General features: G+C 63.4%; 25 protein-coding genes. 11 read left to right on the top strand and 14 right to left on the bottom strand.

Annotated elements, in window-relative coordinates:
• Position 1 precedes the first annotated feature (1 nt).
• Genes RQH14_RS02910 through fdxA form a run of 7 tightly spaced genes read left to right on the top strand, consistent with a single transcriptional unit; the run spans position 2 to position 7,049 of the window.
• Positions 2-1,366, top strand: coding sequence for an FAD-dependent oxidoreductase (locus RQH14_RS02910; RefSeq protein WP_311211841.1), 1,365 nt, complete (start codon positions 2-4; stop codon positions 1,364-1,366).
• On the top strand, positions 1,363-2,619 hold the full coding sequence (locus RQH14_RS02905; RefSeq protein ID WP_311211840.1) for a CoA transferase: 1,257 nt from the start codon (positions 1,363-1,365) through the stop codon (positions 2,617-2,619). Before RQH14_RS02910 ends, RQH14_RS02905 begins: the two co-directional genes overlap by 4 nt.
• Positions 2,616-3,422, top strand: a complete 807-nt coding sequence (locus RQH14_RS02900) for an enoyl-CoA hydratase-related protein (protein ID WP_311211839.1) — start codon at positions 2,616-2,618, stop codon at positions 3,420-3,422. Before RQH14_RS02905 ends, RQH14_RS02900 begins: the two co-directional genes overlap by 4 nt.
• Positions 3,423-3,469: 47 nt before the next feature.
• A complete protein-coding gene (locus RQH14_RS02895; protein ID WP_311211838.1) occupies positions 3,470-4,426 on the top strand; it encodes a dihydrodipicolinate synthase family protein in 957 nt (318 codons plus the stop codon).
• A complete protein-coding gene (locus tag RQH14_RS02890; protein ID WP_311211837.1) occupies positions 4,426-5,238 on the top strand; it encodes an SDR family oxidoreductase in 813 nt (270 codons plus the stop codon). Before RQH14_RS02895 ends, RQH14_RS02890 begins: the two co-directional genes overlap by 1 nt.
• 26 nt (positions 5,239-5,264) lie before the next feature.
• Positions 5,265-6,758 (top strand): aldehyde dehydrogenase family protein, encoded by a 1,494-nt coding sequence (locus RQH14_RS02885; protein WP_311211836.1) that lies wholly within the window; start codon positions 5,265-5,267, stop codon positions 6,756-6,758.
• Positions 6,759-6,764: 6 nt separating this feature from the next.
• A complete protein-coding gene (gene fdxA, locus RQH14_RS02880; protein WP_311211835.1) occupies positions 6,765-7,049 on the top strand; it encodes a ferredoxin in 285 nt (94 codons plus the stop codon).
• 14 nt (positions 7,050-7,063) lie between these two features.
• Here fdxA and RQH14_RS02875 read toward each other — a convergent pair whose 3' ends face one another.
• Positions 7,064-7,804 carry a response regulator transcription factor gene (locus tag RQH14_RS02875; RefSeq protein WP_311211834.1) on the bottom strand — a complete coding sequence of 247 codons (741 nt, stop codon included), beginning with the start codon at positions 7,802-7,804 and terminating at the stop codon, positions 7,064-7,066.
• 99 nt (positions 7,805-7,903) lie between these two features.
• Between RQH14_RS02875 and RQH14_RS02870 the strand changes: the two genes are divergently transcribed.
• Positions 7,904-9,574: a PAS domain-containing sensor histidine kinase gene (locus RQH14_RS02870; RefSeq protein ID WP_311211833.1), complete on the top strand. Its 1,671-nt coding sequence runs from the start codon at positions 7,904-7,906 to the stop codon at positions 9,572-9,574.
• Between the two features lie 5 nt (positions 9,575-9,579).
• Here the strand turns inward: RQH14_RS02870 and RQH14_RS02865 are convergent, their stop codons facing one another.
• The 3 genes from RQH14_RS02865 to RQH14_RS02855 all read right to left on the bottom strand — a co-directional run bounded on the left by RQH14_RS02865 (position 9,580) and on the right by RQH14_RS02855 (position 13,390).
• On the bottom strand, positions 9,580-9,819 hold the full coding sequence (locus tag RQH14_RS02865; RefSeq protein ID WP_311211832.1) for a PLD nuclease N-terminal domain-containing protein: 240 nt from the start codon (positions 9,817-9,819) through the stop codon (positions 9,580-9,582).
• Positions 9,820-9,855: 36 nt separating this feature from the next.
• Positions 9,856-11,064, bottom strand: a complete 1,209-nt coding sequence (locus RQH14_RS02860) for a 5-methylcytosine restriction system specificity protein McrC (RefSeq protein ID WP_311212092.1) — start codon at positions 11,062-11,064, stop codon at positions 9,856-9,858.
• Between the two features lie 91 nt (positions 11,065-11,155).
• Positions 11,156-13,390, bottom strand: coding sequence for an AAA family ATPase (locus RQH14_RS02855; RefSeq protein ID WP_311211831.1), 2,235 nt, complete (start codon positions 13,388-13,390; stop codon positions 11,156-11,158).
• Positions 13,391-13,457: 67 nt separating this feature from the next.
• On the opposite strand from RQH14_RS02855, the gene RQH14_RS02850 reads away from it, so the two are divergent.
• A complete protein-coding gene (locus RQH14_RS02850; protein WP_311211830.1) occupies positions 13,458-13,745 on the top strand; it encodes a chorismate mutase in 288 nt (95 codons plus the stop codon).
• A gap of 131 nt (positions 13,746-13,876) precedes the next feature.
• Positions 13,877-15,796 carry a peptidoglycan DD-metalloendopeptidase family protein gene (locus RQH14_RS02845; protein ID WP_311211829.1) on the top strand — a complete coding sequence of 640 codons (1,920 nt, stop codon included), beginning with the start codon at positions 13,877-13,879 and terminating at the stop codon, positions 15,794-15,796.
• Positions 15,797-15,873: 77 nt separating this feature from the next.
• Here the strand turns inward: RQH14_RS02845 and RQH14_RS02840 are convergent, their stop codons facing one another.
• The 9 genes from RQH14_RS02840 to RQH14_RS02800 form a co-directional block, all read right to left on the bottom strand.
• Positions 15,874-16,476, bottom strand: a complete 603-nt coding sequence (locus RQH14_RS02840; RefSeq protein ID WP_311236093.1) for a DUF1349 domain-containing protein — start codon at positions 16,474-16,476, stop codon at positions 15,874-15,876.
• Between the two features lie 100 nt (positions 16,477-16,576).
• Entirely contained in the window at positions 16,577-17,200 is a 624-nt protein-coding gene (locus tag RQH14_RS02835) for a hypothetical protein (RefSeq protein ID WP_311211827.1), read from the bottom strand.
• Positions 17,201-17,521: 321 nt separating this feature from the next.
• Positions 17,522-17,905, bottom strand: a complete 384-nt coding sequence (locus tag RQH14_RS02830) for a hypothetical protein (RefSeq protein ID WP_311211826.1) — start codon at positions 17,903-17,905, stop codon at positions 17,522-17,524.
• Positions 17,886-18,101: a hypothetical protein gene (locus RQH14_RS02825; RefSeq protein WP_311211825.1), complete on the bottom strand. Its 216-nt coding sequence runs from the start codon at positions 18,099-18,101 to the stop codon at positions 17,886-17,888. Before RQH14_RS02825 ends, RQH14_RS02830 begins: the two co-directional genes overlap by 20 nt.
• A gap of 30 nt (positions 18,102-18,131) precedes the next feature.
• Positions 18,132-19,106 carry a UDP-glucose 4-epimerase GalE gene (galE, locus tag RQH14_RS02820; protein WP_311211824.1) on the bottom strand — a complete coding sequence of 325 codons (975 nt, stop codon included), beginning with the start codon at positions 19,104-19,106 and terminating at the stop codon, positions 18,132-18,134.
• Between the two features lie 2 nt (positions 19,107-19,108).
• A complete protein-coding gene (locus RQH14_RS02815) occupies positions 19,109-20,104 on the bottom strand; it encodes an aldose 1-epimerase family protein (protein WP_311211823.1) in 996 nt (331 codons plus the stop codon).
• A 2-nt stretch (positions 20,105-20,106) separates the two neighbouring features.
• Entirely contained in the window at positions 20,107-21,876 is a 1,770-nt protein-coding gene (locus RQH14_RS02810; RefSeq protein WP_311211822.1) for a beta-galactosidase, read from the bottom strand.
• A 74-nt stretch (positions 21,877-21,950) separates the two neighbouring features.
• Positions 21,951-23,306, bottom strand: a complete 1,356-nt coding sequence (locus tag RQH14_RS02805; protein ID WP_311211821.1) for a sugar ABC transporter substrate-binding protein — start codon at positions 23,304-23,306, stop codon at positions 21,951-21,953.
• A 67-nt stretch (positions 23,307-23,373) separates the two neighbouring features.
• Positions 23,374-24,171 carry a carbohydrate ABC transporter permease gene (locus RQH14_RS02800; RefSeq protein WP_396136307.1) on the bottom strand — a complete coding sequence of 266 codons (798 nt, stop codon included), beginning with the start codon at positions 24,169-24,171 and terminating at the stop codon, positions 23,374-23,376.
• On the opposite strand from RQH14_RS02800, the gene RQH14_RS02795 reads away from it, so the two are divergent.
• Entirely contained in the window at positions 24,170-24,337 is a 168-nt protein-coding gene (locus tag RQH14_RS02795) for a hypothetical protein (RefSeq protein ID WP_311211820.1), read from the top strand. The two genes, RQH14_RS02800 and RQH14_RS02795, sit on opposite strands and share 2 nt — an antisense overlap.
• Here the strand turns inward: RQH14_RS02795 and RQH14_RS02790 are convergent.
• Positions 24,334-25,251, bottom strand: a complete 918-nt coding sequence (locus RQH14_RS02790; RefSeq protein ID WP_311211819.1) for a sugar ABC transporter permease — start codon at positions 25,249-25,251, stop codon at positions 24,334-24,336. The genes RQH14_RS02795 and RQH14_RS02790 overlap by 4 nt on opposite strands.
• Positions 25,252-25,270: the final 19 nt, after the last annotated feature.

The following is a 25,270-nucleotide window of genomic DNA, read 5'->3' as shown; positions in this document are numbered from 1 at the left end:
CATGAATACGCTTGAACTCAGCACTACGACGGCGGACCTCACCGCCCCGGTCATCTCACGTTCCGACGTCCTGGTCGTCGGCGGCGGTCCCGCAGGTGTGGCCGCAGCCGTCACCGCCGCCCGCTCCGGTGCCAAGGTCACGCTGCTGGAACGCTACTCTTCCTTGGGCGGTTTGGCCTCCGGCGGCATGGTCCTGGTACTCGATGACATGATCAACGGCCAGGAAATCACCGTCACTGGCATCGTCTCCGAATACGTGGAACGCCTCCAGAAGTTGGGCTTGGCCATCGTCCCGCCGGCCGATGACCGCAAGACCTCCGAGGAACTTTGGAACAAGTGGGGCCGTTACGGCACCTTCGACTTCCACTCCCACACCAACCCGAAGCCCATCTGCTACGCCGCAGCCTTCGATCCCGACGGTTGGAAGCGCGTCTCCAACGACCTCGTCCGCGAAGCCGGAGTAGACCTGCGCCTGCATTCCTGGTTCTCCCGCCCCATCGTGGACAACGGCGTGATCAAGGGCGTCATCTGCGAGACGAAACTGGGCCCGCAGGCCTTCATGGCCGACGTCGTCATCGACACCACCGGCGACATCGACGTCGCTTCCCGGGCCGGCGCCAGCTACGCCAAGGACAACTACCTCACCACCCTCGTCTTCCGCCTGGGCAACGTGGACACCAACGCCGCCGAAGCCTTCGAACAGGCCAACCCCAAGGAAGCCCGCGCCATCAACCGCAAGATCAAGCGCCTCCTCGGCGGCGCCTGGGAACTCTGGTGGCTCAAGACGCCCATCGACGGTGTGGTCTGGTGCAACGCTCCGCACATGTCAGGCTTCGACGGCGTGGATCCCGCCGACATGACCGCCGCAGAATTCGCCGCCCGTGACCGCATCTCCGAGGCCGTGGACTACGTCCGCGCCAACCTCCCCGGCTTCGAAAACTGCTATATGCTGGACGTCGCCTCCCAGATGGGGGTCCGCCAGACCCGGCTCCTGCAGGGCGAGTACGTCATGACCAAGGACGACGTCACGCAGCGCCGCCACTTCGAGGACACTGTGGCCCGCGGCCGCGACTACTACTACCCATACCGTTCGCTGCTGCCCAAGGAAGTGGACCAGCTGCTGGTGGCCGGCCGCCACTACTCCGCAACACCGGAGGCGCAGAAGATGTCCCGCGAGATCCCGCCCTGCATGGCCATGGGCCAAGCAGTCGGCGTCGCGGCGGCCCTCGCCGTGGAGAACAACGTCCTGGTCCGCGACGTCTCCGCGCTGGATATCCAGCAGGGCATGCGCCGCCACGGCGCAGACCCGGGCGACGTCCCGTCGTCGAACGCCACAGTGGACGCAACCGCAGCGGTGCCGGCATGAGCACCGTGACAGTAGAACCGGAGCAGCAGGAAAGCACGACGGCGGCACTCGCCGCCGCCGCCCCGGCAACGGTGCCGCTCCCACTGGATGGCATCAAGATCGTGGATTTCACGCAGGTGTTCATGGGCCCGTCCTGCACGCAGCTGCTGGGTGATTACGGCGCAGACATCATCAAGGTGGAGCGTCCCGGCGCCGGCGACATCTCACGCAACTCGTTCCCGGACCAGGACGGCCAGGACAACCCGATTTTCCTGTCAATCAACCGGAACAAGCGCAGCGTCTCCGTGGACACCCGCACCGAGGAAGGCCGCGAAGTGCTGCACCGGCTCTTGGCGGACGCAGACGTTGTGGTCAGCAACTTCCGCTCCGGCGTCATGGAGCGCATGGGCTTCGGCTACGAGGAACTGAAAGCTGCGAACCCCGGAATTATCTGGGCCTCCGGTACGGGGTTCGGACCTGCCGGTCCTTACTCGCACAAGGGCGGCCAGGACGCGATCGCCCAGGCCTACTCCGGCGTGATGTGGCGGCGGGAGTCCGAAGACGCCAAGCCGGCCATCTACCCCACCACGCTCTGCGACTACATCACCGGCATGCACCTCATGCAGGGCATCCTGCTGGCGTTGCGTACCCGTGAAGCATCCGGGGTTGGCCAGCGCGTGGAGGTGACCATGTATGACTCCATGCTGCACCTGCAGATGCAGGAGGCATGCATGCAGCTCAACCGCGGCTACGAGGTCAACTGGGGTGCCATGCCCCTGAGCGGTGTCTTCGAAACCACCGATGGTGCTGTGTGCATGGTGGGCGGTTTCACCCCGGACCCGCTGGCACGGATCTCCGACGCCCTGGGCCTGGACGAAGACCTCACGCAGCGGCCGGAATTCTCCAGCCTTGAGCAGCAGTTCAAAAACAAGCCGGCGTTGCAGGCGATCTTCCGCGAGCATATCGCCACCAACTCCACCGAGTACTGGACGCACCAGCTCGAGGAGCAGGGGCTGCTCAACGCCCCCGTGCACACCCTGGAGCAGGCCTTGGCGGATGCGCAGACCGAAGCCAACGGCATGATCGTGGAGGCCGAACACCCCTCTGTGGGCACAGTCCGCATGCTGAACGCACCCATCCGGCTCTCGGCCACGCCTCCCACCATCCGGCGGGCGGCACCTCGCCTCGGCGAGCACAACGTGGAGGTCCTGTTGGAAAACGGCTTCGACGAAGAAACCATCGAACGCCTGCAGCAATTGGGGGTCCTCCGATGACCGCTGTTGCGGAGTCCCGCGTTGACGCGGTGACCCTCACTATCGAGAACCAGGTGGCAACGGTGGTCATCGACCGCCAGCACGTCCTGAATGCCGTGGACGCTGCCACCCACGCCCAACTCAATGAGATCTGGGACCAGCTGGAGCACGACCCCTCAGTGCGTGCCGTGGTCATCACGGGTGCCGGCCCGCGTGCCTTCTCAGTTGGCGCGGACATGTCAGCCTCCGCTGTGGACAAGACCGGTTTGGAGTACTGGGCCGGACTCGATCCCAACGGCTTCGGTGGCCTGAGCCTGCGCACCACCCTCGATATCCCCGTGATCGCCCGCGTCAACGGCTACGCCTTGGGTGGCGGCATGGAGATGGTGCTGGGCGCGGACATCGTGGTGGCGGCCGATACCGCGAAGTTCGGCTTGACCGAGCCCCGGGTTGGGCGGTTGGCGCTCGACGGCGGCATCCACCAGTTGGTACGGCGGATCCCGTACACGCAGGCCATGGGAATGCTGCTCACCGGTCGGAAAGCCGACGCCGCGGAAATGCAGTCCATGGGACTCATCAACGAGGTGGTACCCGCTGAAGAACTCGACGCCGCGGTGCAGCGTTGGGTGGACCAGATCCTGGCCTGCGCCCCCACCTCGGTCCGGGCTGTGAAGCAGATGGTCACACAGACCACCCATCTCACGGCCAAAGAGGCACGCGGGCTCCGCCTGCCGGCCCTCATGGCTGCCCTGGACAGCGAAGACTCAGCCGAAGGCGTCCGCGCCTTCCAGGAAAAGCGCATGCCCGCCTGGCCGGGCCGCTAAGTAATCCGTCTTCCCGTACTTGCCGTTCGCACTGAAAGGAACCAACCATGACGCAATCTTCTGCGCCCAAAAACCGAGAATCACTGCCGGCCGGTGTGTGGGGCGTTGTTGCCACACCGTTCCAAGGCAGCACGCTGGACGTGGACCTGGACAGCCTGTCCGGGCTCGTGGAGCACTATGAAGCCATCGGCGCCACTGGCCTCACCGTCCTGGGCGTCTTCGGCGAAGCAGCAGCTCTTACCGCTGACGAACGCCGCGATGTCCTGGAAACCGTGGTGGAATGCACCTCACTTCCGTTGGTGGTTGGCGTGACCGCCCTGGCAACCCGCCCGGCCATCGAGGAAGTCCGCGCCGCCCAAAACAGTGCCGGGACCCGGCTCGCGGCTGTGATGGTGCAGGCCAACTCAGCCAAGGCTGAGACGGTGATTGCGCACCTGGAGGCCATTCACCGGGCCACCGGCGCCAAGGTTGTCCTGCAGGACTATCCTCTGGCCAGCGGTGTCAGCATCGCCACATCGGCGCTGATCTCCGTTGTCTCGGCCTGTGACTACGTCATCGCCGTCAAGGCCGAGGCGCCACCCACCAGCGTCGCGATCGCGGAGCTGAAGGCCGCCGTCGGGGTTTCCATCTTTGGTGGCCTTGGCGGTCAGGGCCTGCTGGACGAACTCATGGCCGGCGCAGCCGGCGCCATGACCGGTTTCTCCTACCCCGAGGCACTCATCGCCTGTGTCCGGGCCTGGCAGCAGGACGGGTATGACGCAGCCCAGCGTGAGCTGCTGCCGTACCTTCCGCTGATCAACTTTGAGCAGCAGGCAAAGGTGGCGTTGGCCATCCGCAAGGAGTGCCTGCGCGAACGCGGACTGATCAAGGACTCCGGTGTCCGGGCACCAGCGGCGGGCTTCCCCGAAAGCCTGCGGGCCAGCATGGGAACACACCTTCGCGAAGCCGCTGCGGCGCTGGAAACCGCGAGAACAACAGTGAAGACAACCGTAGGGAGTTTCTGATGGACCTGGGAATCGCCGGAAAGACTGCCCTGGTTGCTGCGTCCACCGGTGGGCTCGGCCTGGCCGTGGCACGTGCTCTGGCCGCAGAAGGAGTGCGGGTGGCGATCGTTGGCCGCCGCCGCGACCGCGCCAAGGAGATCGTCGCGGAACTGCAGGCTGCGTACGGGACTGGCTCACTGGGGACCAGCGGTTTCGACGCCGTGGCCATCGAAGCGGACCTTACCACTGCAGAAGGTATTGAATCCGCCGTCGAACAGACAGTGGCGGACCTGGGCCCCATCGACATTTTGGTCCTCAACGGGCCTGGCCCCAAGCCCGGCGCCGCTGCAACACTGAGCTGCGACGACATCGCCGCGGCCTTCGACCTCCTGCTCAAACCCCACCACGCCTTGGTATCGCACGTCCTTCCGGGGATGCGGTCACGGCGCTGGGGCAGGATCCTGGCCATTGGCTCCAGCGGGGTCTCGGCACCGCTGCCCAACCTCGCAGTGTCCAACACCGGACGAGCCGCGCTGGCCGGCTACCTCAAGACCCTCGCCGCTGAAGTGGCGTTGGACGAGGTCACCGTGAACCTGCTGCTGCCCGGCAGGATCGCGACCGACCGGGTCACCCAGCTCGACCAGGCCGCCGCCAAACGACGCGGCACCTCACTGGAAGACATCCAACTCGAATCCCGTAAGACCATCCCCGCCCGCCGCTATGGAGAACCCGCCGAGTTCGGTGCGGCTGCAGCGTTCCTGTGCAGCGCACCGGCGTCGTACATCACTGGCGTCGCGCTCAGGTGCGACGGCGGCCTGATCCGCAGCCTCTAACCCCCACTACTTTCAAAGGAAACGCCATGACGTCCACAGCTTTGGAAACCACCCCTGCCTTGAAAACCACCCCAGGACAGCCCGCCACCATCACCGCACAACACCTCATCAACGGCCAGTGGCTGGGCGAAGCAGACACCCAGAGGCTGAACCCCGCACGTCCGGACGAGGTGGCTGCGCTCTCCCCCAGCGGCACGGCGGAGGATGTCGACGCTGCCATTTCGGCCGCCGCTGCCGCGCAGCCGGCTTGGGCTGCCCTGCCCGCACCGTCGCGCGGCGCCATCCTCATCGCCGCCGGCAACCTCCTGATCGAACGCCAGGCTGCCATCGCCGAGGACCTGGTCCGTGAAGAAGGGAAGACCCTGGCCGAGGCCAAGGGCGAGGTCAAACGCGCCTCGGACGTCCTCCGGTTCTTCGGCTCGCTTGGTTGGGCGGCCACCGGCGAAGTCCTTCCCAGCGGCTTGCCGAACACCACCATCACCACGCGCCGCGAACCGTTGGGCGTCATCGGGCTCATCACTCCGTGGAACTTCCCCATCGCCATACCGGCATGGAAGACGGCCCCGGCACTGATCAGCGGCAACACCGTGGTCATCAAGCCCGCCGAGCTCACTCCGCTGTCCGCCACCCATCTGGCCCGCGCCCTGCAGGACGCCGGGCTGCCCGCCGGAGTGTTCAATGTGGTGCACGGCAAGGGCCGCGTAGTGGGCGATGCCCTGGCCCGGGATCCCCGCATTGCCGGCATGTCCTTTACTGGATCCACCAAGGTGGGCCTCGGACTGCAGGAGATCCTCAACGCCCGCCGGGCCCGCGTCCAGTTGGAAATGGGCGGCAAGAACGGTGTCCTGGTCCTCGACGACGCCGATGCCCGCAACGCCGCGCAGGTGGTGGCCGCAGGTGCGTTCGGACTGACCGGACAGGCTTGCACCGCGACGTCGCGAGTCTACGTAACGCCGGGCATCCGCGCTGCGTTCCTGGACGCGCTGGTCGAGGAGGCTGCCGCGTACAGCACCGGCGATGGGCTCGAAAGCGGCACCCGGATGGGCGCGGTGGTGAGCCGGCAGCAGTTCGAGCAGGACCAAGCCGCGGTGCGCACCGCCGTCGAACGCGGCGCAACCCTCCTGCACGGACAGTACGACGGCGACCCCAGCGGTCCGCTGTTCTTCCCCGCTGCGGTTCTCACGGACCTGCCGATGGACGACGCAGCGGTCACCGAGGAGATCTTCGGGCCTGTCGTTGCGGTACTTGAGGTTCCCGATTATGAAGCCGGACTGGCTGCCATCAACGACTCCCGCTACGGGCTCACCGCCGGCATCTGCACGGACTCACTGGCCCTCGCCACGGATTTCGCTGCCCGCGCCCAAGCAGGTGTGGTCAAGGTGAACCGCCCCACTGCAGGGCTGGACCTCAACGTGCCTTTCGGTGGCGTGAAGGATTCCTCCACCAACACGTTCCGCGAGCAGGGAAGGTCCGCACTGGACTTCTACACGTGGGGCAAAACCGTCTACACGGGTGTCTGACCCGGCATGAGTTACGTGATCGCCCAGCCCTGCGTGGATGTCAAAGACAAAGCCTGCATTAATGAATGTCCGGTGGACTGCATCTACGAGGGCGATCGCTCGCTCTACATCCACCCGTCTGAATGTGTGGACTGCGGGGCATGCGACCCCGTCTGCCCTGTGGAAGCAATCTACTTCGCCGACGACGTCCCGGATGAATGGGCCGACTACGTCAGGGCCAACGTGGAGTTCTTCGAAGACACCACCCGCGACCACCCGGTGATCGCGGCGGAGCCCCTGCGCGTGGTGTAGCTGTTGCGTGTCACTTAGTTGCTTGACGCGGGAGCCAGCCGGTAACCGACGCCGCGGACCGTCTCAAGCCAGCGGGGCGCCTGGATGCTGTCGCCGAGTTTCTTGCGCAGGTTGCCCATGTGGACCTCAACGGCCCGTTCGTCGGCGTCGCTGACGTAACTTCCGACGTCGTACGGTTCGTTGCGGAGGCGACGCGCGAGGTCGGATTTGGTCCGAACAATCCGTCCGGTTTCCAGCAGCGCAAGCAGGAGGTCGAATTCGGTGCGGGTGAGCTTCAGCTCCGTGCCGTTCAAGACGGCGGTCCGGGAACCTGCCGAGACGGCCAAGCCGTTGTGGCTCACCTCTGGGTCCGCAACTTCCGCGACGTTCCTGGAGTCCGACGACGCGCGGGGCCTTCGCATCATGGCTTCAACCCGGGCGCGCAATTCGCGGGGCCGGAACGGCTTCGTGAGGTAATCGTCGCCACCGGCCTCCAGGCCCATGAGGGTATCGAGCTCCTCGGCGCGGGCGGTCAACATGATGATGTAGGCATCGGAGGATTTACGGATCTGGCGGGCAACCTCAAAACCATCAATATCCGGGAGACCGAGATCCAACGTAATGACGTCCGGATTCAGTTCACGCGCCGACGTCACACCCGCGGATCCGGTGGACGCAGTATGCACATCAAACCCCGCCTGGGATAGAACTACCCTTACCAGCTCGCGAATATCCTGGTCATCTTCAATGACCAGCCCCACACGTACTTCACTCATCGCTGCCCCTCAGCCCCTTCGATAACCTCAGAAGTATATCCATTATGGTTAGGCTGATCTCATGAACCGACTTTCTTCTGCATCCGTGGTGGATGTGCCATGACCCACCCTTCGACTTGGGATTTTGGTGAAAAGAAGAAACTCTTGGTTTTTCAACGCTCTTTCCACGAACATACCCTGAGGATGCGCGTTGTCCTCAGCCAACTGCCGTTGTCAGTTTGTGTTTGTCTTTCGGCCATTCTGGTCTGGCTCTTTTTCCCGGCAACGCTGGAGAATCCATACTTCCTGATATTCCTGCTGAGCCAGGCATTCCTCCTTGCCGTCTGCGTCATTGTGCCGTGGCACCGGCTGCCCTTTCCCAGCTTTCTCGTCGTTCCTATCCTGGACATGGTCTCCATAGGCTTCGGACGTGAAGGTGGACAAGAAGCACTTACTGGCCTCAGCGTTCTGGTGGTTCTTCCTGTTATTTGGCTCTGCGCGTCGGGCCTTTATCCAAAATTGGCCATCGTCCTGTCATTCCTTGGGCCTTTGGGCATTGTGTGGGTTCCCTTGTTTGTCAGGGGTGACGTCACCGAACAGGCCCTTACCAAGCCGTTGCTTTTCCCCATCCTGATCCTTGGAATCGGCGTGTCCGTCAGCGTCCTGACCTTGTCCATGGTGCGGCAGCAGCGCGCGATGGAGGAAAAAGACGAGGCACTCAAAGCTGCCCTGGAGGTCAGCACCAAGCAGGAACGACTCCTGAATACCGTGATGGAAGCCCTGCCGCTGGGGGTAGTAGCCGTAGACGGCGACGGTCATGACATCCTCATGAACCGTCGCCAACGCCAGACCCACTCGCTCGCCACTCCTGCCGACAACGACGATCCCAACGAGTCCCAGCTGCTGATCTTCGACGTCGACAAGATCACGCCGCTGGACGCGGACCGCCGTCCCGTGCGCCGCGCGGTCTTGGGCGAGCGGTTCACCGACCAACTGGTTTGGCTCGGTGCCGGCGAGGGCCAACGCGCCTTCACCGCCAGTGCCCGGCCTATGATGGACGACGCTGGAAAGTTCGCGGGATCGGTGGTGGTGTTCAGCGACGTCACGGACCTGGTGAACGCCTTGGCGGCCAAGGACGACTTTGTTTCCAACGTCTCCCACGAGTTCCGGACCCCGTTGACGTCCATCCTGGGCTACGTCGAGTTGATTCTGGACGACCCCGACGCCCTCGATGCGCGGTCCCGCAAACAACTCGACATCGTCCGGCGCAACGCCGAGCGACTCCTCACTCTTGTTTCCGATCTACTGGCCGTGCGCTCAGGCCAAATCGTCATCCAGCCCCACGCAGTTGACGTGGCTGAGCTGGTCCGGGGCAGCGTGAGCTCCGCGGAACCCCGGGCAGCCAAAGCAGGCATCCGTCTCTCGGTGGACCTTCCCGAGGCGTTGGAAGCCCACGTCGATTCCTCGCGCATTGCGCAGGTGCTGGACAACCTCGTGTCCAATGCCATCAAGTACTCCCCCGACGGCGGCGACGTGGAAGTGGCCGCGTGGGAGGACGATGACTTTGTGTTTTGCCGCGTCACTGACACGGGCATGGGCATGAACGAAGAGGAGCAGGCGGAAGCCTTCACCAAGTTCTTCCGGGCCGGTGGGGTTCGAAAGAGCGCCATACCCGGCGTCGGGCTGGGGCTTCCTATCAGCAAGGCCATCGTGGAAGCGCACGGCGGCACCATCACGTTGGAGAGCGAACCAGGCCGCGGCACCACGTTTACGGTGAAAGTGCCCGCCTGAGCGTTTTAGTTCTTGAGCCCCGCCGCATCACGACGGCGGCCGAACAGGAAGTAGCTGACCGGGCCGAAGAAGTTGATGAACGACACCGCGCGCCAAACAGCCTTTTTGCCTCTGATGCCTGAATCCGGGGTCTTGGCGATGCTGCGCTGCGCGGCCACCAGCAAAGCCAGGTTCAGGGCACCGCTGGCCAGCACCGAGAAGCGTTGGCCCTTGCTCATGTCACGCCAGGATTTCTTGCCGGCCATAATGCCTCCTAGTCGAGGAACGGTTTACCTCTCAGGCTAGTCCGACGCCGATCGGCCCGCCACAGCCTGGCGTACTACTTCGCCCCAGGACTGTTCAGCGAGGTCCGCCACCGCTGCCAGGATTTCCGACGGCGGCAACGACAAGTCCAACGGATACTCCACGATGTCGATATCGGTGTTCAGGATCCGCCGCAGTTTCACATCCCCGCGGCCGGCATAAACCAACCAGGCAGTAGGAACCCGAAGCGCCGTACAGTAGGCCAGCAACTGGTAATGGTCGGCACTGAGCGAGGCCCCGGCGTCGGACGCTGCTTTGTACTTGGAGTCATAGACCACCACGGGACGGCCGCCCAGGAAATGGACGGCATCCGGACGTACGGTGAGGCGGTCCGAGTCATACACGGCCTCGTTCAAGAGGGCCCCGTAGTGGAGGCGCATCTCCCCGGGATGGGCACTCATGGCTCCTCGCAGGGCAGTTCCCACGAATTCCTCGAACACCTTGGCCATGTCCACCACGAAAGACGCTGTTTGCTGTTTGCCCTCGCCGGCTTCAGCGGAGGCATTGCGCAGGATCACTTCAGAGAGCCTCAACACGGGGTGGTACCGGAGATTCATCCGGCTGGCCCGCCACGGCGGCAGCGGTGCACCGGACTGAAGCCGCGTCACGGCGTCGAGCTTTCCCTTGAGCTGCCGCAAGCGGCTCAGGACGTCAGGCCGGACACCGGGAACCTTACCCATCCGTTCCAAAGCGGCCCGGAGGATGCGGTTCTCAGCGATGTCCTCGGTGAATTCGTCGTAGGAGACTTCCAGCGGCACCATCATTCCGGGCCGTCGGGAGATCTGGTCAGAGATCCGGATCCGGCCTTTGACGGTCCGCAGCGATTCCTCCACTGTCAGGTAGCCCTGCAGGACGCCGCGGCTGAGGGCCCTGTCCGCCAACTGCGCCAGCGATTCCGCCAGGGCACTCCACAAATCCGGATGCTCCACGGCCTCCACCGAATGGTCCCGGAAGCCCTGTTCACCTGCGTAGCTGAGGAGGAACAGCAACCGGCTGAGGCCAAGGCGATCCTTGGGACGGACTTCCAACTGCACCGCGGCAGTACGGACCGAGCCCACCTTGCCCACCGGTTCAATCCGGTACAGGCCCATGCCCATCGGCGAGGCCTTCGCCAGGCCGCTGGTATTGATGAACGCTGCGGACTGGGGGTCGAGCTTGTCCACCACGCCGCCGGACAGCTCATCCATGACGATATGCCGGGGGCCCGTGACCCGGCCGGCGCTGGCGGGAGCACTCCCGGCGCTGGCAGGTGCCCGGCCCGGCCGCGGCGGGATGGCCTTAGCGGGCTGCAAGACGTCCCAGCAGCTGGTCCAGGCCGAAGCGCTCCTCCAGCTGTGCCCGGTTCAGTTGCCCGTGGTAGTGCTCTTCCAACAGCGGCATGAGCTCGTACTTCCAGATCCGGCGCAGGCCCGTGGGATTCTGGGCGGCGTTCTTCATGAAATACGACGGCCCGATCATCAGGTCCCGGTCCCAGTCGTCAATAGCGTCGTTGAGCGCATCCAGCAGGTCCGCGTTGAGCGTGTCCAGGCCGCGCGCTGCAAGGAACCGGCGCAACGTGCCGCGGATCGGTTCCTCCTTGGGGTGCAGCTCGATGAACGCGAAACGGCGCCGGATGGCCGCGTCCATCATGGCGATGGAACGGTCAGCCGTGTTCATGGTGCCGATGATGTAGAGGTTGTCAGGCAAGCTGAACGGCTCATTGGGGCTGTATTGAAGGTAGATGCGGTCGTCCCGGTACTCCAGCAGGAAGTACAGCTCACCGAACACCTTGGCCAGGTTGGCGCGGTTCATTTCATCGATGATGAGGAAGTACGGTTTGTGCGCGTTTTCCGGCTTGGCGGCTTCCTCCGCGAGCCGGCGCAGGGGTCCCGCGACCAGTTTGAAGGAGACCTGGCCGTCGTCGGTCTTGTCCGGACGGTAGCCCTCAAAGAAATCCTCGTAGGCGTACGACGGGTGGAACTGGACCAGCTTCACCTGTTCGTCGGTGTGGTCGCCCGCAAGCTCAGCGGCGAGGTGCTTGGCGAGGTACGTCTTGCCGGTTCCCGGAGGACCGTAAAGGACCAGCTGCCGGTTCTCTTCGAGCAGTTCCCCGATTTCCTTCAGCGGTTCGAGGTCCATGTGCAGGGACGCTGCGAACTCTTCGGTCAGGGGCCGGAAGCCCTGCTGGACAACCTCGACGACGGCGGTGGGCGGAGCTTCGTCCTCGCCGTCGGTTTCGGCTTCTACCGGGAGCAGTTCCTGCAGTGCCTGAATGACCCGGGTGACGTCCACCAAAATACCGGGGGTAGACAGCTGCCGCTGGGCATGCCGGGGAAGTTCGGGGATGGCATAGCTGTCATCGAACCAGCGGACTTTGCGGCGGATGCGGCGGTTGTCCTCGTGGTGTTCGGGCTCGCCCAGGACAACGCCGACACGGACCCGGCCCGCGTGCTGGTAGAGCGTGAGATCGCCCGGTTTCATGACCGTTAGGAAGGCGAAGACGGCGGTCTTGGTATCCTCGCGTTCCACGTAGCCAAGGTGCTTGTAGTCTTCGTCCACGGCATGCTGGACCACCCCCGCAGTGACACCCGCGGTCAGGGAACGCAGATGCTCCACGTCCAAGGTGGCTTTCTCTTCGGCAACCCAGGCAGCCAGGAGGTCCGCATTGTCGTGATGGGTGCGCAGGAGCCAGGAGCGACGGCCTGGATCTCCCACTTTGCGCCATTGGCTCACCAGTTGGCGGGCGTACCAGTCGATGCGCTGCCCGGCTTGCTCGTCCAGGTGCAGGCGGATGCGGTGGATGTCCGCTGTGATGTCCTCGTCCGAATCACCCTTGGCACCGCCCACGAGCGAAGCAAAGGCGTCCCGGATCTCCTGACGCTCCACATCCGCCACCACGGGCTCAAAATAGCTGGGCCACACCAGGTACTCGATGCTGCGGCGCAGGGCCGGTTGGTCCTCGGGTGTAGCGGCCGCGAGTTCGTGGAACTTCAGCGGGTCCTCGAGGGCCTCATTGATGGTGGCCGTGTTCTGGCTGTCCACGTGCGCTGCAAAACGGCACAACCACTTCAGGTGGTCCCAGATGGTCCAGTTGAACTCTGCAGTGCGGTCACGGATGACTCCATGGTCCGTCATGCCCTCGTAGAGTTGCTCCGGCAGCTCAACGGCCGGCTCAACCCAGGACGCGGCCTCGGCGACACGGGCGCGCTTCACCCTGAGGGACTTGACCTCGTGCGCGAGCGGCAACGACTGCAGGAACAGCAATTCCACAGCCAGCAACTTGGCCTCACGCGACGCGCCTTCCAGGTTCTGCCGAAGGTTGGTCATCATGGGAGCTTTGGAATCTTCCACCCCGCGCTCAAGCCGTTCCAACAGCTCACCGGCGGCGTCCCCGGTCCACGTCAGTGTCCGGCCGTCCAGCGCTGAAGGTCTCCCCTGCAGCGCCGGACCGAGCACATACCAGGCCGCGTCCTCGATCTCCTTGGAGACTCCGGGGGCGCGGTCAATGGCAGGTTTTACGGAGGAAATCACCATGCCAACTTACCTTGTTTGGCTTACCTAAGCATCTGGATATCCACAGGGCTTGAGTAGGGTTGGTGGGATGACAAGCCTGGACATTGAGAGTATTCGCGCGGAGATCGATGAGTTGGATCGGGAGATTGTGGGGCTTGTTTCCCGGCGGCAGCATTGGGTGGAGGAGGCCGGCAAACTTAAGGCGGATCGGGCGGCCGTCCAGGCTCCCGACCGAGTGGAGAAGGTCATAGTGAAGGTACGGGGCATCGCTGAGGAGTCCGGCGCGGCACCGGATGTGGTCGAGCGAATGTACCGGGCCATGATCGCGGCATTTATCGACGTGGAATTGGCAGTCCACCAGCAGCACAAGCCTTGACCACTTCACCGGTCGGCGGTATGTTTACGTTGACATTATGTTCACGTAAACATGAATGGATCGGATCAAGACAATGTCGTCGACCTCCAACTCCCTGGCCGGGCTAGACCCCGCCCCTGGCGGTGAGCGCCGTGAATACCGGCCATTCTGACGTCGGCCATCACCGCGTGACCCCGCTCTACGTTCCGCCCGCCACCCGGACCCGCCACCGGATCCGCCTGCCCCTGGCAGTACTCTCTGCGGCAACCTTGATCGGCAGCTTCCCTTCGGGTGGTGTTCAGACACTCCACCCCGCCACAGTGCACGCCCAGGCGCACGCCGTTGAACCCGTTCCGGCGGCAGCCGGCAGCCCTGCAGGATCCACTGGTTCCGCGAACGCGTCCGCATTTCAGGCCTCAAGCGCTTCTGCGACGACCCCACCCACCTTCGCGCCTACGGACGCCTTTGGGGCGCTGCTGTGCGAGCAAACGAACACCGTGCGAGGAGCACTCCCTGCCCGCGGCCCCGTTTCAGACGACCGACTCCGGAACGCCTCCGCCATTATGGCGGCTGCGGAAAAGTTGGCCCTGCCCGCCGATGCACGGATCCTTGGCATTCAGGCCGCACTTGGCGAATCGTCTCTCGAGAGCAAGGACTACGGTGACGCCGCAGGGCCGGATTCGCGGGGCCTGTTCCAGCAGCGCGCCAATGGGGCCTGGGGCTCCTACGCCGATCGCATGGATCCCTTTGTCAGCGCAACCAGCTTCTTCCTGGCCCTGAAAGACATCAAGGACTGGCAAACTCTGCCTTCCAGCATTGCCATCCACCGCGTGCAGCGGAACCAGGATCCTGACCACTACACCAAGTACCATCAGTGGGCCGGGGAAATCGCGGGCTTCCTGGGCTCCCAAGGATTGGAAGTACCCGGCACCTGTTTCACCAGTGGCAGCTCATGGAGCGCAACCACAGGTGTCACGTCCCACCGCCCGGCCCGGCCAGGCCCGGGAACCTTAATGTCACCGTTGGTGAACCTGCATCCGAGTTCAGCGTTCGGGTCCCGCACCAGCCCCATTACGGGTTCCGCCGGAGAATTCCATACTGGTCAGGACTACGCTACGGCCTGTGGCACACCGGTGCATTCAGCCGATGAGGGAACCGTGCGCGAGGTCGGTTGGCATCCTTGGGGTGGGGGAAACCGGGTGGAAATCGACCACGGCAACGGCCTGGTCACCACCTACAACCACATGCAGTCCGTCGCAGTCCGCAAGGGAGAAACAGTGTCAGCTGCCGACGTCGTGGGCCTGGTTGGCTCCACCGGTTCGTCCACCGGGTGCCACCTGCATTTTGAAACCATCGTGGACGGCACGCTGACCGATCCGTCAGCGTGGAGCTTGGTAAGCCTGACACTCGAGACCTCCGTCAATGCCCTGCGACTGACCAGCTTCACACCACAGACAGGTCCGACGCCGGCATGGAACCTGCCGCTCTGGTCGCCCGGAACCGCGTTGGGGAACCATGAGGCGCCTGCCGCTCCGCCTTCGGCACCGGGACCCACACCGCCGGCCACAGCCGCGCCGGCACCGTTCGCGCCGCCAACCACTCCCCCAGCACCGACACCGGGCCCCACGCTGACTACGGCAGGTCCGACGTCACCGCCCACGGCACCGGGTGTGCCAACAACGCCGCCAACCACGGCTCCCACCGCCCCGGTTGCGCCGGTGATGCCTACAGCACCACGAACTACGGAACCAACGGCTCCGCCAACCACCGCACCGGTAACGCCCACGGCACCGCCAACTACGGAACCCATCGTTCCGCCCACCACGGATCCGGCACCGGTCGAACCCATCGCACCGCCCAGTACACCAGCCCCGGAACCACTGGCGCCGACCGCACCGGCCATACCGCCTACCGCAACACCCGTCTCACCGGTGATCGCACCGGCCCCGGCACCGGCGGCTATCCTGCCAACCACCACACCGGTCGCACCGACCATGGACCCAACGGCGCCGGCCATCTTTCCGACTACCGCACCGGCCGCCACGGCGACTGCCGTGCCTGCGATTCCCTGAGGCGGCCCCGCACAGGGATGAATGGAAATGGCCGCGCAGCCCGGCGCCCTCAGGGCCCGGGCCGCGCAGCCGGAGAGCTAGCTGCCGTCGCGGAGGTTCTCCGGCGCTGTCTCAATAAACTCGATGCTGTCGAATCGTGCTTCGCAGCTCTCCCCCATGGGTGCCTGCGACATGAACCCAACGCGGACTGGTTTGTCGGTGTACAGCCTGAAGAGACGGACAAAGGACCATTCCTGCCCGTCAGCTGACCAATGGAACGCCCACGCGGGACCCACCCGACTGACCCGCAAGTAGACCCACGGAGCGGTCACCACGGGACCGTTGGAGTCGTCAGAGTAGGTATTGGTCACCACGCTGACCACCATGGCTTCCCCTTGCGGGGAGTATTCGAAGCAGACCTTGGCCCAGTGGTCGTTGTCCGCCCACAAAGCCAGCACGCCGGCGTCGAACGTTGTTCGCAGTGAGGCGACCATGACTCTCGCTGACAGCGAGAAGGACGTGGGAGCGGTGAAAGCCAGGGCTGAAGCCCGGTGCTGCTGTTCGCCGCCAAGTGAATCGTTGGACCAATCGACGCCGGGCGCTGCCGTAAGCGTCAGTGTTCCCTCGGCTTCGTCGTAGCTCGCATGGCTGGCCGATGACGTCCACTCAACAGGCGGAAGTCCAGCGAGTTCGGGAATCAATGCACGCTCCTTGTAATCAGCAATCAGGATATTTCTCTGCAACTCTTGCATACTGAACACAAAATAGTCCGGCTCCCCAGGAGCCGGACCACTAATGCGTCTACTCGAACAGCGACAACGTCAGGTTCGCGGTGTAGTCGCCGGGCGCGACCGTAGCTGGCGTACGGAGGAACAATCCGGCCGTTGCGGTCCACTGGCCTTCAGGCGCAATAGCCGCAGAGTCCAAGGCCAAAGCCAGCAGTTCCTGGCCCACCAGGCCCACCGCGTCCGGGCCCGAATCCATGACCGTCTCGACGACGTCACCCTCCGCGACCTGGCCCGAGTCGCCACCGTCAATCAGAGATGGGGACCACCCCAGATGTCCGGCTCCGATTGCCGGCTGGCCTGTGGCGCCTGTGAAGTCGGTTGATGTACCGATGACATACCAGCCGGCGCCGGCCGGGATCTGGTCCGGCTGGCGCGTATCAGTCACCGTTACCGTGGGCAGCGAACCCGTGAACTGGCGGACGGTGGGAGACGAGCCGGCTTCGGTCAGGGTGGCCGTGGTTCCTGCCACGCTCATGGCCAAAATTCCAGGCTCATCGATCTGCGTGATCGCCACATTCACGTCGACGTCCTGGTCGCCATGGTTTTCTTCAGCCAGTGCGGCTCCGGCCACGCCGGCCAGTACGGCAGTGCCAGCGGCAACTGCTGAGATTCTTACGATCAAGCTTGCTTTGCTCATCGTCTTGCTCCTTCGTTGCAATGCGGGGAGATACATATCCATGTGTCGGTTGAGGGAATCGAACGGGGCGGACTCCGTGCTCGTATACGGAATCCGGTTCGGCGAGATTCCACCCTCCCTCGCCCGTGAAAAACGGTTGCCTTCAGGGCGAGTGGGCGTGCTGGGCGATGCGCGGCTGTGCGCACCGAAGCAGGTGATTCAGGTAACCAGGTGCAAGGATTCTTAAGAATGTTTACGTAAACTTACACGGAATATTGGCACCCAGCAAGGGGTTTTTGTACCTTTTGGCGGGGCGTGCATCCATGATGTCGCATCCTTGGCCTAGCCGCCCGTGGGAAGGCGTCGCGTAGCGGCTTGCCCGCGCCCGACGAACAGGAGGAGCACCCCGGTCCCGCCGCAGAGCCCGGCAGCCATGAGGGCTCCCAAGGGGTCGAGGCCCGTCGCGGAGAGCCCATTCGGACTGCACTGGCCGCTGCAGTGAGCACGTGGCGTAATCTCAACGCTCAGTTGGATGTCGGAGCCGTTGATCTCCGAAGCCCAGCTCGGCGTGAGCCCCAGCACCAAGCTGAAGGCGACCAGAACGCAAGACAACAGGATCCTGGCCGAGTCCGCGGCACGAAGGCGGACAGTGATGCGCCGGCGGGACGAGCGAGCGGCGTCGGGTCTGACCAGCGATCCCTTCACCTCAGGCGTACTGCCTTTCATACGTGTAGCCGTAGGGCACGTCCGGTGAGAGTTCCACCGTGTAGGACGCATAGTCCAGCCGCGTGACCAGGATTCCGCAGCGGCCTTCATTGCGCGCACGCTGCTCCGCAGCCTGGATGGCGGCGTTGAGGTTGATTTCCATGGTGGTCTTGCTGGTAGCCGTGACGGTAGCCAGCAGTTCCGGGGCGTCGATCATGATGTTCCTTTGGGATAGTGCGTTGCAGTGCTAGTGGGTGGATAACTTCTGGTTCCCGGCTGCCGCCCAGGCGCTGGAGATCATGTCTCGGAGCGTATGCCTCGGTTCCCAGGCGATGTCCCGGCGTGCCAGTTCGCCGGAAGCGACGATCCGGGCAGGATCGCCGGGCCGGGCTGCGCAAATCTGTGGAGCGAACTGAATCTCCGTCACAGAGGCCATTTCGGTCATGATCTGACGGACAGATACCCCGGTACCGCTGCCAAGGTTGTAGACGGGTTCAAGATCAACGCCCTCCTGGAGTTTCCGGGCAGCTTCCACGTGGGCCGCGGCAACGTCGGCAACGTGGACGTAATCCCTGACGCAGCTGCCGTCCGGCGTGGCATAGGCGGTACCAAAGATCTTCGGCGTTGCGCCATCCTTCAGCGCTTGGAAGACCAAGGGGAACAGGTTGTGCGGACTGACATCCACCACGTCCGGAATCCCGGAGCCAACAACGTTGAAATACCGGAGGGATGTATGGCGAAGCCCGGTTGCCCGTGATTGGTCTGCGATGAGCCACTCACCAATGAGCTTGGATTCGCCATAGGGAGATTCCGGCCTCGTGGGCGTCGATTCGGTCACGAGATCCACGTCAGTGTTCCCATACACGGCGGCGCTCGAGGAAAAAACGATCGCCCGTACAGAGGCTGCTTCCATGGCGGCGAGCAGGTTTCCCGTACCGGTGACGTTCTGGAAATAGGTGTGAAGCGGCCATTCAACCGATAAACCGGCGTACTTGAAACCCGCTAAGTGGATCACGCCGGCCACGTCGTGGCGTGCGAAGACGTCCTTAAGGAAACCAGTATCCAGCAGTGATCCCTGTTCGAAGGCTGCGCCTTCCTGCACAAATCCGCGCTTGCCGCTGGACAGGTCATCGATGACCACCACGTCGTGGCCGTCATCCATGAGTGCTTGGGCTACGTGGGAGCCGATGTAGCCGGCTCCTCCAGTTACTAGCCATGCCATGGTCAGTTCTCTCCTCTATGGTGGTTGCCCTGTGCGGGGCCGAGCCGGTGTGAAATCCCCCAGGTCGAGATCCATTCCTCCCCCGGTTCAAGCCAGCGCAGGCCGGCTCCGGAGTTGAAGGCGTTGGGGAGCGCCGTCATGGGTTCCACCGCTACGGCGGTCCGGTGGCCTCCCGCTGGATAGCTCGTGGTGGTGTACACCTGCGCGTACTGGTAGTTGGCATCGCCCCAGACCTCCACGGCGTCACCGTTGGGCGCCTCCAGGAGGTGCCGGTACATTCCGTCCGGCGCCGGAGTGAGATCCAGGAATGCTGTGTCCAGGTGCAGCCAGCCCACCTTGGGCCCTGCGGACAGATCCATGGGCGTCCCTGATACTGGGGACGTACCCACGGGATTCAGACGCTCATCCACCACCACATACGAGGCAGCGTTGATGGTCAAGGAAACGTCCTGCATGGGCGTGGCACCCACCCGCATGTACGGATGGGAACCAACGGCCGCAGGGGCGGGCTTGGCTGATTTGTTGGTCAACGCATGGGTAACCGTCAGCCCCTCCGGAGATACCGAGTAAGTGGTCTCGACGTCCACGGCGAACGGGTAGCCTTCGCTCGGGTAGATCCGAACAAGAAGGGTCAACTCATTGGCGGACCGTCGAACCAGCGTGTGGGGACGGAACTTGACCAGGCCATGAATCGCGTTGCCGCGCTCAGGCTCACTGATGGCCAACTGTAGGTCTTTTCCGTGGTGCGACCACCGCCCGTCCCGGACCCTGTTGGGCCAAGGAATAAGGATCTCGCCCTCACAGTGTTTGGGGAGCCCGAACTCGGGAAACTCCTCGATCAGCGGCTCGCCGTCCACTGTGAGGCTGCGGATGGTCCCGCCGATCTCCGTGATGACCGCCGAGACCACGCGCCCGTCCTCTTCGGATTCCGCGGAGATCCGGAACTGCTGGCCAGTCGGAACCGCAATCCCTGCCATGGGTGTCTGGGTCATCGTCATGGTCAGAACTCCGTATGGCCCAGGTCGTGGCTGGCCACAAAGGATACGGAGCTATGGGCGGCCGCTTGGAGTTCGAGCACGGTGATGGTGTTGCCGTGCTTCCGCAGGAGCGGGCCGGGAACGTAGAGCGTGGCTTGCGGTCCTCGGGACCAGTACCGTCCCAGGCAGAAGCCGTTGATCCACACCACACCCTTTGTCCAACCCTTCGTGGAAAGAAAGGTGTCGCCACCGCCGGGGAGGTCAAAGGTCCCTTGCACAAAAACCGGTCCGGAAACGGGAGCGCCATGAAGCGAGGGTTGTGCCTCCAGCGCGGACGAAATCGGGTTGATGTCATCGAGCTCCAGTGGAAGGATGTCCCAGTTCCACAGAGTGTCACCGTTAATCCGGGCGTTTCCGATCAGGCCCTTGGACTCCCCCAGACGTGGACCGTAGTCCACCCGCCCCTGGTCCTCCACCAGGATCTCCAGGGTGCCAGCGGCGTCATGGGGCAGCGCCAGGGACCTTTCATGGTGGTCCCTTGAGAGGATTCCCACCGGCACCCTGTTCAGGAATACCTGGGCCCGGTCACGTACTTCGTCGAACTCCAGCACAGCGGGACCGGACACTTCGATTCCTCTGCGGTAGAGGGTGAAGCCGGAGTAGTGGCCCAGCTCATCGTGGGAGCGGATTCCCTCGTGCGAGGTCCACTTTCCAAGAAGGTCCAGGCAATCCCACAGGGGAATTGACTCCGTCAAGGCAATGGAGTGCTCCGGCCCAAGCTGCGCCGGTGCCGGCAGGTCGTCGTCGTTCAGGTCTGTGTACTTGGCAATGACGTCGCGGAAGGCCCAGTACTTTGCCGTCGGGTTTCCGGCCTCGTCCAACGGGGCGTCGTAGTCATAACTGGTGATGATTGGCTGAAAGACACCTTTGTCATTGGCTCCGTTGGTGAGCCCAAAGTTGGTACCGCCGTGGAACATGTAGATGTTCACGGACGCGCCGAGCTCCAGCAACTTATCCAGATCGTTGGCGGACTGCTCCACTGTGGTGGTGTGGTGGTGCGCGCCCCAGTGGTCGAACCAGCCCACCCAGAATTCAGAACACATGAGGGGGCCGGTGGGCTGATGGCGGCGAAGCGTCTCAAGCCGTTCCGCAGAGCGGCTACCGAAGGAGCCTGTCTTGTGCAGCTCCGGCAGGCTGCCGTTGGCCAACATGTCGTCCTGTGGCTGGTCAACCGTGGTGAACGGCACGGTCAGCCCGATTTCCCGGTTCACCTTCACAAGCTTTTCCAGGTAGAACCGGTCGGCGCCGTAGGCACCGTACTCGTTCTCAATCTGGATCAGGATGATGGGACCGCCGGCGTCGATCTGACGCGGAACCAGAATGGGGGCGAGCTGTTCAAGGTACTCGGTGAGGGCTGCCATGTAGACCGGGTCATCGGCACGGATGGCCGCAGCGCCACGGTCGAACAGCCACGCAGGCAGCCCGCCGTTGTCCCACTCCGCACAGATGTACGGCCCAGGGCGAACTATCGCGTGCATACCTTCAGCGGCGACCAGGTCCAGGAAGCGTCCCAAATCCAAGCCACCTGAGGTGTCGAAGACCTCCGGAGACGGAGCATGGGCGTTCCACGGAATGTAGGTCTCGATGGTGTTGAGCCCCATTTGCCGGGCCTTCCGGATCCGGTCCGCCCATTGCTCCGGATGGACGCGGAAGTAGTGCAGTGCGCCTGACAGGATGCGGTGGGGCTGACCGTCAAGCATGAAGTCCTGCTCGCCGATGGTGAAGGTTGGCATGGGGTGAGATCCAATCTGAAATGGTGGGGCGGAGGTCCAAGGCCGGGGGGAAGCCTTGGACCCCGCGCCACGTCTTACTTGGTGGTAACGGTGAAGCCTTGCTGCTGGCCATACTTTGCCGTGGCGTCCTGCCAGGCCTTGAGGCCGTCATTCAGATCGCCCTTGGAGCCGTATGCCTGGCCAACGGTGTCGCTGTAGATGCTGTTGGCGTAGGTCTGGAAGGGAAGGTAGCTCCAACCCGGTACTACGTCCTTCGAAGCCTGGACCAGGACCTCGTTGATCTTCTGGCCGCCGAAGTAGGCACTTTCAGCATTAAGGAATGATTCGCTCTCAAGATCGGCCGTGGTGGAGGGGAAACCACCGTTTGCCGCATGGATCTTTGACCCTTCAGGGCCGTTGGCGAACTGGAGGAAGCCGTAGGCCGCAGCCTTGTTCTTGCTCTGCTTCAGCACGGCGTCGCCGCCGCCACCGTTCTCGGCCGTTGCCGCCTCGCCCTTTTCATACGTCGGCATCGGGGCTACCCGCCATTGACCGCTGGCCGCTGCCGCACCGGATTCCAGGTTTGCAGGCATCCATGCGCCGATGATCAGCGTGGCAATGCTTCCGTCCGAGAGACCCTTGTACCACTCGTCGCTCCAGCTGGTGACGGGTGACAGGAGATCGTCCTTGAGCAACTGGTTCCAGGTGCCGGTCCACTTCTTGGCGCCTTCGTCCTGGAGGTCAACGGCTACCTTGGTGCTGCCGTCGAGCGTGTAAGGCTTTCCGCCGGCCTGCCAAATCATGCTCGTGGTGAAGCCGGCATCACCTGTATCGCTGGTGATGTAGGCCTTGGGGTCCGCTGCGTGAAGTTTCTTACCGGCCTCAACGTACTCATCCCAGGTGGTCGGGATGCTGATGCCGTGCTTCTCGAAGACATCAGCCCGGTAGAACATCGCCATGGGACCGGAGTCCTGTGGGAGCGCGTAGACGCCACCGTTGAGGTTCACTGAACCCCAGGTGGACGCCGTGTAGTTCTCCTTGAGATCCTCGGCACCGAAGTCCTTCAGATTTACCAAGGAATCGGAGAGGGCAAACTGGGGCAGGGCGTTGTATTCGATCTGGGCAACGTCCGGAGCGCCGCTTCCGGCCTTCACGGCGTTCTGCAGCTTGGTGTAGTGGGCGTTGCCCGTTCCTACATTCTCGAGGTTGACGTGGACCTTGGGGTACTTGGCCTCGAAGGCTTCCACGATCGGTTCGAGCTGCGGCGCCCAACCCCACACCGTGAGGGTGGTCTCCGTGTCCAGTGCCTTGGCGATGTCTTCGGCGCTGGCGCCTTCGGCCCCGGCACTTGCGGTTGTTCCGGAGCCACTGCAGGCCGCGAGTCCGCCTACCAGGAGGCTGGCCGCCAGGGCGGCAGTGGCCACCCGCCGGAAGCGATGGTTGTTCTTCATTGAATGAGTGCCTTTCAGATGCGGTTTGGAGATTTACGACGGCGGGAGGTCGCCGTCGTCGGGTTCTTTACTTGACGCTTCCTGCAGACAGTCCTGACTGCCAGAAGCGCTGGAGGAAGAGGAACGCCCCCACGATGGGCACGATGGTGAGGAATGATCCGGTGATGACGAGGTTGTAGATGGCCTCCCCTCCGGCCGTGGTCGCTTGGGCGTTCCAACTGTTGAGCCCCACGGTGAGCGGGTACCAGGTTGATTGGCTCAACATGATCAAGGGGAGGAAGTAGTTGTTCCAAGTGGCCACCACCGTGAACAACAGGACGGTGATGAAGCCGGGAGCCAGCATTCGTAACGAGATGGTGAAGAACGTGCGGAACTCCCCTGCCCCGTCCATTCGCGCTGCTTCCAGGACTTCCGTGGGGACGGACTCGAGGGCGTAGATCCACACCAGGTAGAGCCCGAACGGGCTGATCAGGGATGGAATGATGACCGACCATGGGGTGTTGGTGAGACCCATCTGGCTGAACATCAGGAAGGTCGGGACGGCAAGGGCAGTCCCCGGAATAGCCACCGCGCCGAGGACAACTGCGAAGACGCCGCGTTTGCCGGGGAAATCGAACTTGGCCAGTCCATAGCCGGCCAGGGTGGCAAGGAATGTTGCCCCGCCTGCGCCCACAACGACGTAGAGCACGGTGTTGGCAAGCCAGCGCAGGAATTCGCCGTCGTTGTAGGTCAGGGTACCCACGATGTTGTCCCACAGTGCGAAGTCCCCGGAGAACCACAGGCCGAACGAGCTGAAAAGGGAGGTCTGCGTCTTGGTGGAGTTGACCAGCAACCAGAACAAGGGAAGCAGTGCGTACACTGCCATGACCCCCATCAGGATGGTGAGCAGTACGGACGAGCGCTTCCGGGTGGCGCCGTGGCGCCGGGTGTTCAACCTGGGTGCAGGTGACCGCCGGGGCCTCACCGCCGGTGACGGTTTGGGGGCGGTATCGCCGGAACGGGCTGGGCTCAAACGTACGGACATGGGCTAGGCATCCTTTCGCGAGCCGGAAAGCTGGACGACGTAGGCAACAACCACCGTGAGGACGCCCATGATGATGGAGATGGCAGCGGCGTAGTTGAACTGCTGGCCTGCGAACGAGAGGTTGAACGCGTACATGTTGGGCGTGAAGTAGGAACTGATGGAGTTCGGCGCCAACGCCTTGAGGATGTTCGGTTCGTTGAACAGCTGGAAGCTGCCAATGACCGAGAAGATGCTCGCGATGCCAATGGCTCCGCGGATGGACGGAAGCTTGATGCTCCGAATCACCCGGAACGTCCCAGCTCCGTCAAGGTTTGCTGCTTCATACAGTTCGGCAGGGATGACCTTCAGCGCCGAATAGAAGATCAACATGTTGTACCCGGTGAACTCCCAGGTGTTGATGTTCCCGATCGACGCGAGGATCCAGCTGGAAGAGAGGGGCTCGGCCAGATCCAACCCGAAGAAATCGTTAATGCTTCCGAACAGGCCAAACCGGGGGCCGTAGATGAATCCCCACATCAGCGTCGCCACTACTGCCGGGACTGCGTACGGGAGGAACACCGAAATACGGAAGAACGACGCCGCGCGGAGACGTCCGCTGTCCAGGGCCAATGCTGCGAACAAGGCGAGGAACAACATGATGGGGACTTGGACCACCAGGAAGACGGCCACCCTGATCACGGAGTCCCAGAACTGCGGATCCGCGAGCGCCTGAAGATAGTTGGCTCCCCCAACGAACTTGTCCCCGCCCACCATCTGGTTCTGGAAAAGGCTCAGGTAGAACGCGTAGAGGACGGGCGCCACGAATACCAGCAGGAAGACAGCCATGAACGGGCCCACAAATGCCCACCCCATCCATCGACCTGCGCGCTTGCGGGATTGGACCAAGGGTAGAGCGTCGGCCACGGGCGACGTCGTTGTCATGATATTTTCTTCTCTTCTC

The organism is Arthrobacter sp. WCS2018Hpa-7, from assembly GCF_031843805.1.
In the GTDB taxonomy this organism is placed as follows: Bacteria; Actinomycetota; Actinomycetes; order Actinomycetales; family Micrococcaceae; genus Arthrobacter.
Note: the sequence above shows the minus strand (reverse complement) of the source record. Positions and strands in the feature narration are given on the sequence as shown.